The 17,778-nt window shown below is 41.8% G+C and carries 12 protein-coding genes; 8 read left to right on the top strand and 4 right to left on the bottom strand.

Annotated elements, in window-relative coordinates:
- The first annotated feature begins 90 nt into the window (after window positions 1-90).
- On the top strand, window positions 91-672 hold the full coding sequence (locus tag R2S57_RS15725) for a hypothetical protein (protein ID WP_316845913.1): 582 nt from the start codon (window positions 91-93) through the stop codon (window positions 670-672).
- Window positions 673-889: 217 nt separating this feature from the next.
- On the opposite strand, the gene R2S57_RS15720 is transcribed toward R2S57_RS15725, so the two are convergent.
- Together R2S57_RS15720 and R2S57_RS15715 are read right to left on the bottom strand one after the other, a co-directional pair.
- On the bottom strand, window positions 890-1,639 hold the full coding sequence (locus R2S57_RS15720; protein WP_316845912.1) for a LytTR family DNA-binding domain-containing protein: 750 nt from the start codon (window positions 1,637-1,639) through the stop codon (window positions 890-892).
- A gap of 1 nt (window position 1,640) precedes the next feature.
- The gene (locus R2S57_RS15715) at window positions 1,641-3,260 is read right to left on the bottom strand and encodes a sensor histidine kinase (protein ID WP_316845911.1); all 1,620 of its coding nucleotides are present in this window, start codon (window positions 3,258-3,260) and stop codon (window positions 1,641-1,643) included.
- A gap of 258 nt (window positions 3,261-3,518) precedes the next feature.
- Here R2S57_RS15715 and R2S57_RS15710 point away from each other — a divergent pair, with 258 nt between their 5' ends.
- From R2S57_RS15710 to R2S57_RS15695, 4 genes are all read left to right on the top strand, one after another.
- Entirely contained in the window at window positions 3,519-4,136 is a 618-nt protein-coding gene (locus R2S57_RS15710; protein WP_316845910.1) for a sigma-70 family RNA polymerase sigma factor, read from the top strand.
- A gap of 58 nt (window positions 4,137-4,194) precedes the next feature.
- Window positions 4,195-5,163, top strand: a complete 969-nt coding sequence (locus tag R2S57_RS15705; protein ID WP_316845909.1) for a FecR family protein — start codon at window positions 4,195-4,197, stop codon at window positions 5,161-5,163.
- 200 nt (window positions 5,164-5,363) lie between these two features.
- Window positions 5,364-8,660, top strand: a complete 3,297-nt coding sequence (locus R2S57_RS15700; RefSeq protein ID WP_316845908.1) for a TonB-dependent receptor — start codon at window positions 5,364-5,366, stop codon at window positions 8,658-8,660.
- A 14-nt stretch (window positions 8,661-8,674) separates the two neighbouring features.
- Window positions 8,675-9,478, top strand: a complete 804-nt coding sequence (locus R2S57_RS15695; RefSeq protein ID WP_316845907.1) for a hypothetical protein — start codon at window positions 8,675-8,677, stop codon at window positions 9,476-9,478.
- Window positions 9,479-9,630: 152 nt separating this feature from the next.
- Here R2S57_RS15695 and R2S57_RS15690 read toward each other — a convergent pair whose 3' ends face one another.
- Entirely contained in the window at window positions 9,631-9,987 is a 357-nt protein-coding gene (locus R2S57_RS15690) for a helix-turn-helix domain-containing protein (RefSeq protein ID WP_316845906.1), read from the bottom strand.
- A gap of 88 nt (window positions 9,988-10,075) precedes the next feature.
- Here R2S57_RS15690 and R2S57_RS15685 point away from each other — a divergent pair, with 88 nt between their 5' ends.
- Window positions 10,076-11,050 (top strand): aldo/keto reductase, encoded by a 975-nt coding sequence (locus R2S57_RS15685; protein ID WP_316845905.1) that lies wholly within the window; start codon window positions 10,076-10,078, stop codon window positions 11,048-11,050.
- Window positions 11,051-11,781: 731 nt separating this feature from the next.
- Complete coding sequence (locus R2S57_RS15680; protein WP_316845904.1) at window positions 11,782-13,362, top strand: GxGYxYP domain-containing protein; 1,581 nt, start codon at window positions 11,782-11,784, stop codon at window positions 13,360-13,362.
- Window positions 13,363-13,393: 31 nt separating this feature from the next.
- Here the strand turns inward: R2S57_RS15680 and R2S57_RS15675 are convergent, their stop codons facing one another.
- A complete protein-coding gene (locus tag R2S57_RS15675; RefSeq protein WP_316845903.1) occupies window positions 13,394-14,221 on the bottom strand; it encodes an alpha/beta hydrolase family esterase in 828 nt (275 codons plus the stop codon).
- Between the two features lie 145 nt (window positions 14,222-14,366).
- Here R2S57_RS15675 and R2S57_RS15670 point away from each other — a divergent pair, with 145 nt between their 5' ends.
- A complete protein-coding gene (locus R2S57_RS15670; protein ID WP_316845902.1) occupies window positions 14,367-17,162 on the top strand; it encodes a PAS domain-containing protein in 2,796 nt (931 codons plus the stop codon).
- Window positions 17,163-17,778 lie beyond the last annotated feature (616 nt).

Below are 17,778 nucleotides of genomic sequence, written 5' to 3'. Positions count from 1 at the left end.
TTTCAAAGACTTAAATCCATTTTTGCATTTAATTAAAACTATATGATTGTAGTGATGTTGAGACGGCATAAAATATAAAAATCGTTTATCATGAAAAAAAATCTATTAAAATTTCTATTTGCAGGGCTATTGTTTGCCGGAAGTGCACAAGCACAGATTCAAAAAGGTAATGTGATGGTTGGTGGAAACCTAACCAATATTAATTTGGGTTTAGATGCCCCAAATGTTTTTAGTATCGATATTACCCCGAAAGCCGCCTGGTTTATCGAAGACAATTTAGCCGTGGGTGGTTATGTAAACTTCGGTTTAGAAACAGCTAAAAACTCTGCTACCACAACAAGTTATGGTGTTGGTGCATTAGGACGTTACTATGCCGGTAAAGATGTGGAAGTATTAAAACACGGACGTTTCTTTGCTGAAGCAACCGTTGGCGTGGGTGGTGTGAATGTGAGTAATGGTGGTGGAAACACCAACGGACTGGATTTAAGCGTTGGTCCTGGTTTTGCATACTTTATTACGCCTAACATTGGTTTAGAAACCCTGGTGAAATACAAAGGCCTTGTAGGTTTTGGAAGTTCGACCATGCAGAACAATTTAAATCTTTCTTTCGGATTCCAGATCTATCTTCCGGGTAGGGGAACTGCAAAAAAAGTTAAAGGCGATATGAACTAATCATTGTTCGTTTTCTGTTTTTTTAATCAGCTGTTAGGCTGATATCTAAGAGTCTGTATCAAATTGTCATCCTGAGTTTGTCGAAGGACCTATTAGATGTTTTAAAAGGTGTTTCCACAGCATGTCCCAATTTCTTGGGAGGATCAACGTGACAAATCCGAATAAAATATCATTTATGATACAGGCTCTTATTATTATTAACTAATTTACGTTATTCCTATAGCCTTTGCAGACCCAGTTTTACAGCTTCCTTGTTGGGCTTGGAAATGGGTATTTTTTCTCCAGTGGTTAACAATAGCACACCACCATCTTCCTTTAACCAGCTTTTTACATATTTAGGATTAACCAAATGGCTTTGGTGGGTTCTTAAAAAACCGCTGGGCCGCAGTAAATCTGCATATTCCTTGAGCGATTTAGAAACCAGTATTTTCTCCTCATTAGAAAGGAAGAAGTGGGTATAGGTATTGTCGGCCTCGCAACGGATAATATCTGATAAGGTAACATACCGCACTTCACCTTGCATCTGCAAGGCAATTTTGCTCACATTCGTTTCTGGCTTTTTGAGCTGTTGCAGTAAAAAATCGAGCTGTGTAGTTTGTATTTGCGTTGCCAGTTTCTGTGTGGCTTTATTTACCGCGTTTATCAATTCTTCAATATCGATGGGTTTTAAAAGGTAATCCAAAGCGGCAAATTTTACCGCCTGTATGCCATATTGATCGTAAGCGGTAACAAAAATAACTTCGAAATTACGCGTTGGAAGCAGTTTTAGAACATCAAAGCCTGTTTCATCACCCATTTGAATATCCAGAAACACCAGGTGGGGCAAATGTTTTTCTATAGCAAGCACCGCATCGCTTACATTTTGTGCCGTTGCCATTACCGTTACCTGCTGACAGTGTTTTTCTAACAAAGACCGCAGGTTTTCTAAATTGGAGATTTCGTCGTCTATTAAAATTGCCTTCATCATATTATAGCCAATCGCTGAGTGTTAAACTGATGTGAGTACCCTTAGGGCTTGATTGTATGGCTAAAGTAAAGCGATTTTCTTTATAAACATTATTTAACAAGGCTATTCTGCTGTCGCTTAGCGATAATCCCAAACCATTGCTTTTCTTTTCAGTATCAAAACCATTTCCATTATCGGTTACCGTTAACACCAGGTTATTGGCTTGCTTGCTAAAGGTGATGATAATTTTTCCATCGGCCGCTTTTTTCGCTATGCCATGTTTCACCGCATTTTCTACAAAGGGTTGTAGCAGCATGCTTGGGATCTCGATATTATCTAAAGCCAAATTTTCGGAAGGATTGATTTCGTATTGAAAGCCAAACCGCAATTGCTCCATTTGCAGGTAATCGTCTAACAAAGTTTTCTCCTGTAATAAACTGATCAGTTCTTTATCGTTGAGTACGTTACGGGTTAAACGGGCAAATTTAGAAAGGTATTTATTGGCATTGTCTATTTCGTTTTTGTTCATCAAATTTTGAATGCCCGAGAGTGCATTAAACAAAAAATGAGGGTTGAGTTGCGAACGGATGGAGTTAAGCTGAAGCTTTGCCGTGTTTTTTTGCTGTTCTTCTTCTGCCAGTCTTTTTTTGTTCCTTCTTTTGATGGCGTTAAGTATCAGTAAAAAATTTATACCAATAATAAAGGCTGCGATTATGGTATAACTGTAAAGTTCTTTTTTGGTGTAGTTTTCTTCAGCTACAGTGATCAAAAGCGTATGGCGGGTTATGTATTTCTCGGTTTCTTTTGGTGAAATATTGCAATCAAAGCAACCGGTCCATTTAATCGATGGCTGAATAATAATTTCGTATTCGCCCGACTTTTTGAAAATGTTTTTATCAATTTCTATAAAAGGTAGTTGCTCATGATCTTCACTAATGATGCCACCATATAGCCAGGTAGTTGATTCGAAAATGATTTTATTGGTTTTTTTGTCTTTTATTGAGGTGTAGTAAAGATAATCGATATCCGATTTGTCTTTAACAACGGTTAGCTGCAGATCTTTTTCAGTGAAAGTAAAGTTTGTGCGCGCTTTTGGGTCTTTTATCCAGCTGGTGCTATAGCCCTGATCGTTTTTGCTCAGCATTGAAAAAGATAGGATTTTTGCCTTTGGAATAGGCCTCCCGTAAAAAACAGCTTTATCAATATCTTGCGGTTTGTCTATACTATAAACAAGTGTGGTAACCGTTTTGCCTTTTATAGGGAAAATGCCCAGTGTTGTCGAACTGAACAGTTCTTCATCCCCTTCGGCGTGGGTATCTTGCAGTTGCGCCATGTTAATTGGCTTATTGAGCGCGATGGCTTTATTGTCAGCCAAAATGGTGTACCGATAGTGCTGTATATTAATATTCTTTCTAAAATTAACCGAGATACTTACCTGATTTACATCGGGCAAATAGTTAAAGGTGGTGCGCGGTTGATTGGGAAAGCCAATGGCATAAAAAACGTTTTTGGCTCCGCTATCTACACTCATCAGCAATTTACCCCCGGCAGCAATGTGACTAGAAAAATTTATGCCTTTTTGTGCATGTGCTACCGATAGTGCGATAACGAGGTTGAGCAGTATAAAGATTGTTTTTTTCATCATGTTGAGTTTAATTTTCATCAAACTAATGGCAATAATAACGAAACTACAATGATAAAACAGGAAAGGCAGGGTTCGAAATAGTAGCGGTGAGGTTTTGTGCAGTATTTGGATGTTGCACAAACTTATTCAATGGGAATGAGAAATTAGTTGATCAACGCTATTGTTATCAATTAAAAGGCAATTATTGGTACATAATTCCTTAACATAACATTAATATGGCCCGATGTATCTTTGCGCCTACAGATATAGGGTAATATGGAACACATTGGCGAACAGGATCTTTTGCAATTGATCAGAGATTCTGATTATACTGCTTTTGAAGAACTCCACCGCCGCTATTACAAACCGCTTTTTACCCTGGCTGCTAAAAAGATTGGCGACCAGGATGAGGCTTACGACCTGATGCAGGAAATGTTTATTGAACTGTGGGAAAAGCGAAGTACATTTTCGATCAGCAATCCCTTACACAACTATCTCAAAAACAGGCTTTGGTTTAAACTATCTGGTTATTTTAGAAGCAAAGGCTTTAAGGAAAAACACTTCCGCAATTTTGCCGATTTTTTGCAACAGGAACAAGATACTGCCATACATATGGATGAGCTGGAGATCCGCGAAATGGACCTGCAGTACGAAGCGGTAATGGAAGTGATTAACCGCACCATAGCCGAAATGCCCGAAAAGATGAAGGAAGTTTTTCTGCTGAGCCGGAGCAACCAATATTCTGTTTCGGAAATTGCCCAACAGCTCAACTTATCGCCAAAAACGGTAAAGAACCAGATCAATATTGCATTGAACAGAATCAGGCAGGCCACTTCCGATCCTTCGTTATCGGCGCTTGAAATTTTGATCTTAATTTGGTTAACAATTAAATAACATAAACTTAACGATTAATTTCTGGGCCTTTTACCCAAGTACTGCTTATTACTAATGTATGCAGGAAAGAAATCGACTCACAGCACTTTTTCAAAAGTACCAACAAGGACTGGTAAACGAAGAAGAAAAAACAATGATTGCCCGTTGGCTCATCCAGTTGGAAGTAATGGGCGAACAACTAACACCGGCAGAACTGCAGGCCAAAGCAGCGCTTTCCAGAACTGAACTAAAAAGCCATTTCTTTCCCCCTGAAATACCAAAGACAAAAATTGTGCGCTTGCCGATTTGGTTAAAGTCGATTGCCGCAAGTCTGTTCTTTGCAGTTTTAGTAGCCAGTATATATTATATCAACCATCAAAGCAGGGATCTGCCCGTTCAAACTGCCTTAGTACAAACAGTTACAAGGGTAGGTGAAATGAAAATTATTAGCCTGCCCGATGGATCGAAGGTTACGTTAAACAACCAAAGCAGGCTCAGGTATCCGCTTAGCTTTAACGGGAAATCGAGAGAGATCTATTTAACAGGGGAAGCATTTTTTGAGGTTGCCCATCATGCTAAAAAGCCTTTCAGGATACATACCGATAAGCTTGAAGTACAGGTTTTGGGTACCTCGTTCAATGTGAGCGCCTACCCGGAGGATAACGAAATCTCGGTAGCCGTAGCCACCGGAAAAGTGGGCGTGTTTTCTAAAAATAACAAAAAAGAAGCCGCACGTATGCTCCTCCCTGGCGATCGGCTTTCTTACAATCGTTCAAATGCCAGCTTTAGCCATTCGAGGTTGGCCATAGCAGATATCAGCTCATGGAATGTGGGTAAGCTTGTTTTCAGGAATGAAACGTTAGAAAACATTACCAAGCAACTGAAAAGGTATTATAGGGTTAATTTCCTGTTTAAGAACAATATACTTCTTGCCAAACAGATCAGTTTAAAAACAAACAATCTCAATATTGCGACGCTGATGAAAGCATTGAGCTTATCAGGCGATTTTCGCTATGAAATCGAAGGCAATCAAATCACGCTCTGGTAGCAAAACCAATCGATAAAAGGAGGAACAGGCTTATGTAAAAACAATCATTTATCAGATCAGAATAAAAAAAGAGCGAAAGTGGTGGGACACTTCCGCTCAAAACAAGTTTTTCTGATCCATCATTTTTCAGGACAATAAACCATTTTAAAAAAACCATGCACAATTCTACAAAAATTAATGTAATTAAACTGCTGTTTGCGATGACAAGATTTACCTTTCTGGTAACCATAGTATCCATCACCCTAACGGGAGTGCTCCTGGGCGCCGAAGCAAAATCTCAGGATATCAATGAAGCCAGGGTTAGTTTTGCCAAAAAAAGCACCACCATTGCTGAGCTATTTGAAAAGATTGAACAACAAACAGGCTTTACCTTCTCATTTGCCAAAAAAATTGGCGATCTGCCACTCACTTCATTCCAGGCTAAAGATAAACCCTTGCCAGCAATACTGAAGGAACTGGCCTTAAGCAGGCAACTTAAATTTACGCAATTGGGTGCGCTTATTGCCGTTAGCGAATTGCCTATGCCCCCAAAGCCCGGCCGTATATCCGGAAAAGTGACTGACGACAAGGGCGGTCCGCTGCCAGGTGCTTCGATCAAAATTATCGAAAACGGACAGGTGATACAAACTAATCCGGATGGCAGTTATATCATCAACATCGAGCCCGGAAATTATACACTCGAATTCAGTTATATCTCCTTTCAGCGCCAGCGTGTTACTGGCATTCGGGTAAATGAAAATAAGGATACCCCTTTAAACATTGTTTTACATACCGATTCGAAAGGACTGAAAGAAGTAGTAGTAAGCTCTGATTACAAAAAGGCCTCCATAGCTGGTTTATATGCGCTGCAGCAAAATACCTCCAACCTTTCGGATGGGATTTCGGCCGAGCAGATCGGTGCTACACCCGATAAACATGTAGGTGAAACCTTAAAACGCATCACCGGTGTAAGTACCACCGATAACAAAAGGGTAGTGGTACGCGGTATTGCCGAGCGTTATAATGTTTCCCTTTTAAACGGCAGTACATTGCCAAGTACGGATGTGCAGGAACGCGATTTTGAATTTAACCTCATCCCCACCAGTCTGGTAGAGCAAATTGTTGTGGCCAAATCCATTACTGCTGATATGCCTTACGGTTTTGCAGGTGGGCTGGTGCAGATCACCACCAAATCGGTGCCCAATGCAAATTTTTTATCCATCAGCGCCGGTACATCATTTAACAGTCTAACTACCGGAAAAGATTTTATGGGTTATGGCAGAGGCAAATACGATTACCTGGGCTTTGACGACGGTGCACGTAACCATTTTCCGGAAGGGCTTTATAATATTGGTGCCTATAATCCATCGTTGCCTGATGGGCAGAACACCATCAAGGTGGCACAGATTGGCGAGCAGAACAAAAGGATTGGTGGCACCGAAAGATTGGGTACAAGGGTTTTTCAATCTATGCCTTCGCAAAATTACCAGTTAAGTTTGGGTAGAACGTACTCACTAGACACGGTACAACAACGTAAAATTGGATTTGTAGCCTCATTAAGCTACCGCAATACGCAGAACAACGATGATATTGCCAGTATGCGCAGGGGAAGATGGAGCCAGCAGCCAGTTAAGGGCGATGATCTTACCGACATTAACACAGGTAATATTTATGGCTTTAATACCACCTGGGGACTGCTGGTTAATGGCGGTTTCAAAACGGCAAACCATCAAATCAATACCTACAATCTCTATACCCGTATTTTCGACAATCGTTTTAGCCGCATTACCGGATGGACGCATGAAAATCCGAAGGATGACCTTGCTCAAAAGTTTCCTGCTACACAAGAAGACGACCGGCCTAAATTTACCGACCTGTTGCAGAATAAGCTGAGCGGTACACACCGGTTTAACGCCATCAAACTGGAATGGAGTGCAGCACGGACAGCTTTAAAATCATTGGAACAAGATGCTGTAGCTGCACAGCTGAGCAGCAGGGAAATCGTTAATAAAGTGCCTTTTTCTGGTTATGGCCCCAACAGCGCATCTGAGCCTGGTTTTGGTGAAGTGCACCGGGATCAATATATCTATCAGGAAAAAAACTTCGACGCAACATTTAGTGCTGCCTACGATTTCAAAATCGGCAATACGGCACATACTTTTAAAACTGGTGTGAATTACCTGAAAAAACATGCGAACTATAACTGGGGCATCCTGCCGATTAGCATGAGCAGTAAATCTACCGTTCCAATCAACGAAGTTCCTATTCAGGAATGGGGCAATTACATGGGGATGGAAGATAATGGACACAACATCTTCTATTTTCCGGCAAGCTATTCGCTCAACGCTTTCGAAGCCAAAAGTGTAAACAAAGGTGCTTTTATGATGATGGACCATAAACTATTGCCAAATCTGCGTATAGTTTACGGGGTGAGAGCAGATTATTTTAGGCTTGATACCATTCAAAATTCGGCAAGTTTACTACAAGATTTGAGAACCAAGCTTGTTTTCGAAGAAGCAAAAGACTGGTATTTTATGCCCTCGGCAAACCTTAGTTATTCGCCTATAAAAGACCTGAATGTACGCGCCTCTTATGCAAAATCTGCTGTGCGGCCGGGACTGATGGAGAATTCACGGTTTTCACGTTTTAATCCAAACTATGGTTCGTACGTAAAAAGCAGTGGCGTATCGAGCACCATTATCGATAATTATGATGCTAAGATTGAGTGGTTTCCTGGCGCGGGAGAATTGTTATCTGTTGGTTATTTCTACAAATATTTTGATAAACCGGCAGAGTATTATAGGATAGACCGCGAAAACAACGGCGTGGGTTACATCATCATCTCTAATTCTGACTGGGCGAAGGTGAAGGGCTGGGAATTTGAATTGCGTAAAAGCCTCGGTTTCATTAGCGACAATGCTGCTTTCCTGAGCCATATTTATCTGAGCGGGAATCTTACCCTGCAAAAGTCATCGGTAAGGGGGCGTGAACTGCAATACAAAACACTGCCCGACAAAACGGATTCAGTTTATTATATCTATCAGAAATATCCACGTGCCCTTTACGGACAAGTTCCATTGCTCTATAATGCAGGTATACAATATGTGGGTAAAAAGCTAGGACTAAACCTTACATACAATCATGCGGGATACAAAACCTTCATTACAGGTATTAGTCCAGACCTGATTGAATATGAACGACCGCGTTCTCAAATGGATACACAGATTAGCTACAGATTCTTAAAAGGAAAAATGGAGACCAAATTGAACATGAGCAACCTGCTCGATGCTCCGTTTAGATACTTCATCAATGATGGCAGCACTTACGAACAAAAACCGGGAACAGAAAATGAAGTCAACCTGGAGTGGAACGACAGATATAGCTACAAGGAAGGTTTCTCAGAGAAATTTGAAGAGGGATATACCGATCCGGTAACCAACAGGAAAGTTGGAGACCGACAGAGTGCTACGCGTTATGTAGGCCGAACATTCAGCTTGTCATTTTCTTACAACTTTTAATCTAAAGCAGCAAAATGAAAAAAATAACCTATATCATCGCATTCGTTTCGATTTTAATCTTCAGCGCCTGCGAAAAAGAAGGGAAAGTACTACTTCCCAAAATAAAAGCACTAAAACCTTTTGAAATGAGGGGATATGTACTCGGTGATACGTTAGAACAATATTTCGATGGAATTAAGGTGCGCGATTATTATGGCGGGGTTACTCTCGGAACTGTTGCTCCTAGTATCGCTTTTGAAAATGATGTAACTACGATGGAATTTAGAAAAAAAAGTACCGGGCAAAAATTGTACGAACAAACGTTCAAAATTACAGATTCGATAAACGTTGTGCCCAAGTTCTACTTTGATGGAAATACTTTAAGTCCCCGTTATAATTATCCGACTCCACAAGGGCAGGATTATCTCATTAATTTCTATTATGATGCACCAAAAGGAAGTGTAGGTATTGATCTTTCGATCGATGTGCTGGAATATTATTACGATGCCAATAACAATCTGGTAGTTGTACAAACAACCAGTTTTCCTCTGACCAGCAATATTGGGATTGGGAAGTGGACTGATTTTATAAAGATTACGCCGCCACCATCGATAGTGCCAAGCCAGCCGGGTACCGATCTTTATCCGATTGTGACCATGAGAAATTCGAAAACAAAAGAATACCTTATCGGCAATGATCGCGATCGAAGCACGCTGCAAATCGAAATTCCAGACCAGTTTACTTCAAGTGGAAAGGTACAAAGCATGCATCTGGTCAACAAGACAGAGAACAAAATTAATTATATGCAAGTGAATGATTTGGTACAGTTTTTTCGTTAAAGATACTCCTCAACCGTTTTATCGAATACATTCGGTACACTAAACATCAATCAGGCAGGTATTTCATGATACCTGCCTTTTTGTTGGAAGCACTGTTAAGTATATCAGTTATACACCAGATTAAATACAAGGTAGCAGATGTTGAATTCATTTTACTTAGGATTCAGAAAAAAGGGTTCGAGTATTTCCCTATGTTTTTCTCCCCACTGTGCAGTAGTTTCAATTACAGGAATCAAGGTTTTGCCCAGCGCGGTAAGTTCATATTCCACTTTTAGGGGCAACTGATCAAAAACCGTCTTTGCGATGATACCCAAAGTGTGTAACTGTTTCAGTTGGGTGTCTAAAAGGCGTCTGGATGCTTTTGGGATGTGGCGATGTAATTCACCAGGTCTCTTAATACCCAAATGAATGCTCCAGATGAGTGCAATCGTCCATTTGCCATTCATCACCTCCATAAAAAGATGAAGACCGCATTCGAGGTTGATGGGGAGCTTTTTTTCGTACATCATGCAAATATAGGTCATCGGCATGTCTTTTCCGATAGGGCTGAATTTAGCCGTACTTGATTCTTTTATGTTGCTTTTCGACCTTTAACGCATGAAAAATAAATTATTTGGAGCCTATACCGGGCTACCTGCCAGTTTGCTGATATTGGGTGCGGCAAATTTTGGCAGTCGCCGCGGGTATGGTGCCGACGAAAAGGATATTGAAAGAATTTTGGCGACTTATACCGATGCCGGTGGTAATTTTATCGATGTGGCAGATCAGTATCAGCTCGGCGAAGCAGAAGAGATTGTTGGCAGGTTTACTGAAAACCAACGACACAATTTTATCATCTGTACCAAATATACCCGAAGCGCTGAACAGGTTCCATCGCTATTAAATTCTGGCAATCACCGCAAAGCAATGCGGCAGGGGGTAGAGGCCAGTTTAAAGAGACTTAAAACAGATTATATAGATATTTTTATGCCACATTATGATGATGGGCTTACCCCAATCGACGAAATTGTGCGTGGCCTTGAAGATCTGGTTAAATCGGGAAAGATCCTATATGCCGGCCTGGCTAATTTTCCTGCGTGGAAAGTAGCGGCGATTGCCAGTAAAATCCCTCTTGCCGCAATACAAATGGAATATAATTTGGTTCAGCGAACGGCCGACCGCGAGCTTATGGGCGTATCCGATCATTTTGGATTGAGCAGAATGCTCTATTCGCCACTGGCTGGAGGACTGCTAACAGGAAAATATCGCAATGGAGCTTCCGGACGCTTGAATATCGGTACGGCCAAAGCGTATACCGAAGACGCTAAAACCAAAGCCATCATTGACGAATTGGAATTAATTGCAACCGAACTCGATGCAACGGTAGGGCAGGTTGCCTTTGCATGGACGCTGACCAAAAACGCTTTCCCGATCATTGGCGCTAGAAAACCGTCGCATCTGGAAGAAAGTCTGCAAGCACTAAAGATTACATTATCTGTTGTTCAATTAGAAAAACTGGACGCGATTAGTGCGGTAGAAATGGGCTATCCACATGATCTGCTTCAAACTGTTCAGCACAAATTTGATGCATAGGAGCATATGCCAACCTTGTTAAATATAAGTCTTTAAGTAAACATGATTTAATAATACCTTATTCTGATATTCGGGAGATAAAAGCCTGGCTTGCTGTTCAACCATCATTAGGATTTATTTCTCGATGCCGGTTTTTAGGCGTTTGCTAACTAACTTTAATAATGCACAAATTTTACCGAAGAACGCTGTCACCCGATAGCTATCGGGTCCCAAGAGCCGGGGAAATCAAAAAAATAGGTGCAGTTCAGGTAAATTGGTACTAACAAACCTGAAACGCAGTGGTTTTGTGTTCATAAGCAATGACTCAAAGCTTTGATAAGAATTGAACACAAACCCCGAAGGGCTCAATCAGACCAAAGAAAACTTGAACAACTGCTGATTAAACGAAGTGCCGCTGTTTTTTTGATGTGTGTAGGATTGTGCAAAAAGGCTCATTGCTGGATTGACAAAGCGTTTTGGGTACTTTGGCGCTCCAAAATGCGCCAGCATTCTTGAGCACAAATAAAAACAACATGACCCGCGAAAAACTACCATGCCCCCGCGGCAAAGAGCGGAAAAATATTTGTACTTTCTAAAGAAAGCAGGACAGATTAATAGCAGAAGGAATACTAATCCCTAAATTTCCGAACAGCATGACGGTTGCATTAGGCAAAGGAAAAAATAACATATTTTATTAAGGCAATATTGATAAACGTTAACCTTATATTTAACAGATGATCAAGCGGATTAAAATGCTAAGAGTTACAGCGCTATGCTTTCTTTTGTTCCATTTGTTTGTTACACCATCTTTTGGCCAGATCAAGTGGCCCGCTGGTCAGCTGCTTCCATCTTTCCCGGCGCCCGCGCGGGTGCAGGATTTAATTATCCTCCGGCAAAATTCGCCCTACACTTCGGCAGAAATGTATTTGTTTGCTTCTTTAAAGGGGATTGTAAACCGAACTAAACCACGCATTTTCTCTTATGAGGGTGATGCTTTCGGCGAAGGACCGCATACCTGGTTACAATCTTTAGGCTTAAACTGGGCTGAACCTGAAGACAAATGGGACCTGATTACCAAATACCGGAGCGAAATTTCGGGTTTGATTGTTTATGATCCAGATCAAATCCATACGGTTAACCTGGCCACAGTACTGGCAAAAAACAAAGGCGCACTGATTGCCTCACCCTTATTGATGGCTAAATTAACTGCTCCGCCTTATAATTTGCCTGTGCTGCTCGATTTGCAGGGGAAATTTAACAGCAAACTGGAAGTTTATCAATCGTTATATGATACCTATTGGCCAAACCTCGATCACCGTTTGTTAATCGGACTCAATCCTAATGCGCATAAAGCGGCCCTTCGCGAATATGCCGTGGCCCTGGGTGCTGCGGTGATCTGGCTTGATCCCAAAGTAACTGGTGAAAGCGAACTGTTAAACAAATTTCTATCTTCCATGTCGCCGGGTGCAAGCTTTATGGGTTGGTGGCCACAAGAAGGGCCAGGAGTGGAGCGGGCTTCGAAATATGGCATCGCCACCATTGCGAGTGACTGGTGTGCTAACCTCACGGTGCACAGTGGTACCGCAAGAACCGTTAAAATCAAACCAATTCCACCTAAACCAGCACTCCAAAATAAGATTTACGTTGCTTTTATATTGAGTGATGGAGACAACTTGCAATTTACAGAGCATTTAATGCGTAAACTTTGGGATAACCCTGATCGGGGGGCTGTTCCAATGGGATGGACAGTATCTCCTGCTATGCTGGATGCCATGCCGGGCGCACTTAACTACTTTTGGAAAACCTCCACGAAAAATGATAATCTGATTTCAGGACCTTCTGGTTACGGCTATACCTACCCCAATACCTGGCAGGATGAAAATTTACTTAAACAGTTCGTTTCTAAAACCGAGGCCTATAATGCCCGTGCGGGCTTGCGGGTAATCACGGTTTGGAATACGATTGTTGGCGGTATTAACCCTGCTGTTGGGAAGATTTATGCCAGTGGCGCAAAATCGTTGTTAGGCGTTACTGCCCAGAATACCGGAGCTGGACTCACCATTTATAACGACAGTTTGCCGGGAATGGCACTTACCTGTAACTATTGCACAAATGTACAGGCGATGAAAGACCACATTGCCAGGGCTGCGGTTGGCTGGGATAGAAACTCGCCCCGTTTCCTGATTATACAGGCGCAACCCTGGAAAGGCGTATCGCCAACAAGTTTCAAAAATGTGGCCAGTTCACTTAATGAAGATTATCTTGTTGTTCGCCCTGATCATCTCTTTCAGTTGATCCGGGAGGAAAAAGGCCTGCCAGTCAATCCAAAATAGCAATAGACTAAGCTCGGGTAAACATCTGTTTTTAGGGTTTTGTAATGCTTTTAAAAAAGTTGATCACCACCTGGTTTGCTTCAGTTGGGTAGATATGTCCACCCGGATGCACGTATAGTACCACTGGGGTCTGGCTTGATGATGGATATAGGGTTGCATATTGTGCATATGCTTGTCCTTCGCTGCTACAGTTGTTTATTTTTAATATCCTTTTACACATCGCGTTTTGCCACTCCGGTTTAACCAAAGGATCTTTCGTGCCCATAATGGGCATGGCAGGTTTTGGTTTTAACAGGTTAAGCACTCTTCCGCCTACAGCAGCCGAGGGTGCAAAAGCGGCAAAAACATCTCCACGGGTTGCCCACAACAGGTAAGTAAAACCACCACCGTTCGAATGCCCGGTGGCATAGATGCGGCTATTATCGACCTGATAGTCATGACGCAATGTTTTTAACACGGCATCAAAGAAAACCAGGTCACGGTCGTTCATATCTCCGGGGGCTTTTTGCCATCCCGGTAATTTTCCTTGTGGATCTGTAAGTTGCCCCGGGGTATTGAGGCCTTGTGGGTAAACAACAATGGCTCCGGGCCATAGCTTTTCGAAACCGCGGCTTCTAAACATATTCATCATCGTTCCGCCATGTCCGTGAAATACAAAAATTATGGGACTGGGTTTTGATTTCGCGGTAATGGGAATATAAACCAAAGCTTCTCTAAGGGTATCGCCCACAGTCCACTTCATCTGTTTTACATTAGGTGCAACCTCTTGTGCAAATACATGTGTTACCGAAGCATAAATCAGTATAACAACCAGGAGCGATAATTTTGGGAAGGCTTTGGAAAGTGATTTCTTGATCATTTCTTTATGACGCTTTGCGCAGCCTATAGTTTAATCGGAAGTAGTTTGATCTGTACAATTTTTTCTGCTTCTATAACTTGAATTAAAACATTTTAAAAGTATTTTGGTTATTTTGTTGATCATATAAAAAAAGTCTTTACCATCTATGGAGTTAACCGACGGGGAAAATTTATATCATGTGGTGCAAAATGCACCTATCGGTATCTGTATATTGGATGCACGCACCCTTGTGGCAGAGATCGTTAACAATAAATTTCTGGAGGTAGCCGGTAAAGCACACGAAACTATTTTCGGCCGTTTTTATTGGGATACATTTGCTGAAGTGAGGTCTGATTATGAAGAGGCACTAGCTAAGGTAGTTAAAACCGGGGAGGCCTATTATGCCGATGAAGCAGAAATGACGCTGATCAGGCATGGAAATGAAGAAAAAATTTTTGTCACCTTCGTTTATGCACCAGTTAAGAATCTTGCAGGCGAGGTGACTAAAGTAGCGGTTTGGGTGCTCGAAAACACCAAACAAGTGCGCGATAGGCAAGAAGTAGATGTAGCCAGCGCATCCTTTCAACGGGAGCGCGACCGGCTTAAGAGTTTTTTTATGCAGGCGCCTGCGGGCATCTGTATCCTCGACGGACCAGAACTGGTTTATGAAATGGTTAATCCAGCCTATCAGGAATTATTGCCCAATCGCGATTTATTGAACCGCCCCCTCTTTGAAGCTTTGCCCGAACTGCTTGGTACACCTTTGGAAGAAGTGCTGTTGAGGGTTTACCGTACCGGAAAACCTTATGTGATCAATGAACTGCTTATTCCCATAGCCGAGTATGAAGGCGGACCAACGCACGACCGTTATTTCAGTTTTAATTATGATGCACGGCGAGATGAAAATGGGCAGGTAGATGGCATCCTGGCGTTTGTTTTCGAAGTAACGGGCATGATCAAAGTGCAGCAGGATCTTCAGCAAACTACGGAACGATTGGAACAGCAAAAAAGGGTATATGAAACGATTATCGATGGTACACCCGATCTGATGTATGTATTCGATCTGGATTACCGCTTTACCTATGCCAATAGCGCCTTGTTAACCATGTGGGGTAAAACCTGGGAAAATGCCGTAGGAAAAGGTTTATTGGAGAACGGATACGAACCCTGGCATGCCGAAATGCACGAACGGGAAATTGACCTGGTTAGATCGACGAAAAAACCGATACGTGGTGAGGTATCCTTTCCGCATGCCGTTTTAGGCAAGCGGACTTACGATTATATTTTAACTCCGGTGTTTGATGCGCATGGTGAGGTAGAGGCGGTAGCGGGTACCACGCGGGATGTTACAGAGCGAAAACAATGGGAAGAATCGATTGCGCAAAGTTCGGAAGAATTGCAAGCAATTAATGAGGAGATGGTGGCTATAAATGAAGAGCAAGCTGCTTCTAACGAAGAACTTATTGTAACGAACAGGGAACTGGAGCTGGTGAACAGAGAGTTGCAGGATGCCCGGCAAAGGATCGAAGAGGCTGAAGTAGCCCTCCGGTTAGCCATTAATGCCGCCAGTTTTGGCACCTGGTTTATCCATTCGGTAACCCGTGAGTTTATTACTGATGCCCGTTTAAAAGAATTATTTGGCTATTATCCTGATGAAGCACTTTCTATTGAACAGGCATTGGCCCAGATTACCGAGGAATACCGTGGTTTTGTAGCCACCAAGCTGGAAAATGCCATTTATCATAACGGCGATTATGATGTAACCTATCCGGTTATCGGCTTACATGATAACAGGTTACGCTGGTTGCGTGCCATCGGAAACCTAAAAGCCGATCCTTCGGGTGCTTTTTCGGCCTTTACGGGTGTGGTGATGGATATTACCGAGCAATATTTGGCAGCAAAACAAATAGAACGGGCTGAAGAAAGCCTGCGTATGGCCACCGAAGCTGCAGGATTGGGTACTTATTTTATTAATGTAATTGACAGGATTTTTTATCCTTCGGTTAAACTCAAGGAATTTTTTGGCTTCGCAGCAGATGAGGAAATGCCTTATGAAGCGGCCATTAACCAGATCCATCCGGATTATAGGCAGGCGGCTGCAGATCAGGTGGAAGAGGCCATAACTAAAGGGGTGAAGTTTGATATGGAATATCCGATTATTGGCCACAACGATGGTAAAATACGCTGGGTGCGCGGCATCGGAACCGTTCAAAAAGATGATCATGGCGTGAACAGGTATTTTACGGGCGTTCTGCACGAAATCACCGAACAAAAACAGGATGATATCCGGAAAAACGACTTTATCAGTATGGTGAGTCACGAATTAAAAACACCACTCACTTCTCTTACGGCAATTGTGCAGATCGCCAGCCGGAAGCTAAACAACAATAATGATCAGTTTTTGGCCAGCGCCATGGAGAAAGCCAATAAACAGGTGAAAAACATGAACTCGATGATTAATGGCTTTTTGAATATTTCCAGACTGGAATCGGGTAAAATCATGATCGAAAAAAGTACATTCGATATCGACCTGCTGCTGCGGGAGATGATTAGTGAGATACAATTAATGGCTACTCAACAGATTGAACTCGAAAGTTGTGGTGGGCTGCAAATATATGCCGACCATGATAAGATCCGTTCTGTTGTTTCTAACCTGATGAGTAATGCGGTGAAATATTCGCCCAATGGAAACTTCATCAAGGTGAAATGTGAGAAAACTGATACGACAATTACTATCAGCATTAAAGATGAAGGAATAGGGATCAAAGCGGAGGATATAGAAAAAGTATTTGTGCGCTATTATAGGGTGGAAACAGGTCAAACCCAACATATTTCGGGTTTTGGTATTGGCCTTTATCTAAGCGCCGAGATCGTCCAACGTCATGAAGGGAAAATATGGGTAGAAAGTGAAAGTGGAATAGGATCGACTTTTTACTTTAGTTTGCCGCTTAAAGTAGACTAGATTTTGTTTATCTGCATCTGTTGTTAGGTTAGCCTAATAATCTGTATTATAATTATAGGTTTGTCATATTGGCCTTCCCTAAAAATCCTACTGGTAGACACAAATATTTATTTTTTTGCTCCTATGCCGCAGGGCATCAAACTTTTGAGGCATCAAAAGTATGCAAAAATGCTTTGTCAATCCAGCAATGTGGCTCCTCACAAGCCCACGCTCATCAAAAAAACAGCGGCACTTCGTTTTGTGTTCAATCTCTTCAAAATTTTGAATAATGTTTCATGAACACAAAACCACTACGTTTTAGGTTTGGTAGTGCAATCTGTTATATTCTGCATCTGTTTTTTTGATTCGCCCGCCACTTGGGATTGACGGCGTTCTTCGGTAAGACCTATGCTTTATTAAAGTTGGTTAGCAAAATGCCTGAAAAACTAATAGTATAAAGATGTGTTCACACGATAGTAGAAGTGCGTAAAAATAGTCAAGGGACTTATTTAAATCCACTTTAACATGTTTTGACAAGCTCAACATGACATTATCTAAGGTGAAATTTCTTTAATGACATAACCTCTCGAATATTAATGTGCCATTTCGTGATCTTGATAGAAGCTGCGATCTTTTT

The sequence above is a fragment of the Pedobacter psychrodurus genome, assembly GCF_032678585.1.
Lineage (GTDB): Bacteria > Bacteroidota > Bacteroidia > Sphingobacteriales > Sphingobacteriaceae > Pedobacter > Pedobacter psychrodurus_A.
The sequence above is the reverse complement of the archived record's forward strand: the minus strand, read 5'-3'. Positions and strand labels throughout refer to the sequence as shown.

Coding starts and splice junctions, on each gene's coding strand:
- R2S57_RS15680 (WP_316845904.1), top strand. CDS start 11,782: ATGCTAAGAGTTACAGCGCTATGCTTTCTTTTGTTCCATTTGTTTGTT.
- R2S57_RS15705 (WP_316845909.1), top strand. CDS start 4,195: ATGCAGGAAAGAAATCGACTCACAGCACTTTTTCAAAAGTACCAACAA.
- R2S57_RS15715 (WP_316845911.1), bottom strand. CDS start 3,260: ATGAAAAAAACAATCTTTATACTGCTCAACCTCGTTATCGCACTATCG.
- R2S57_RS15700 (WP_316845908.1), top strand. CDS start 5,364: ATGACAAGATTTACCTTTCTGGTAACCATAGTATCCATCACCCTAACG.
- R2S57_RS15690 (WP_316845906.1), bottom strand. CDS start 9,987: ATGATGTACGAAAAAAAGCTCCCCATCAACCTCGAATGCGGTCTTCAT.
- R2S57_RS15685 (WP_316845905.1), top strand. CDS start 10,076: ATGAAAAATAAATTATTTGGAGCCTATACCGGGCTACCTGCCAGTTTG.
- R2S57_RS15675 (WP_316845903.1), bottom strand. CDS start 14,221: ATGATCAAGAAATCACTTTCCAAAGCCTTCCCAAAATTATCGCTCCTG.
- R2S57_RS15710 (WP_316845910.1), top strand. CDS start 3,519: ATGGAACACATTGGCGAACAGGATCTTTTGCAATTGATCAGAGATTCT.
- R2S57_RS15720 (WP_316845912.1), bottom strand. CDS start 1,639: ATGATGAAGGCAATTTTAATAGACGACGAAATCTCCAATTTAGAAAAC.
- R2S57_RS15695 (WP_316845907.1), top strand. CDS start 8,675: ATGAAAAAAATAACCTATATCATCGCATTCGTTTCGATTTTAATCTTC.
- R2S57_RS15670 (WP_316845902.1), top strand. CDS start 14,367: ATGGAGTTAACCGACGGGGAAAATTTATATCATGTGGTGCAAAATGCA.
- R2S57_RS15725 (WP_316845913.1), top strand. CDS start 91: ATGAAAAAAAATCTATTAAAATTTCTATTTGCAGGGCTATTGTTTGCC.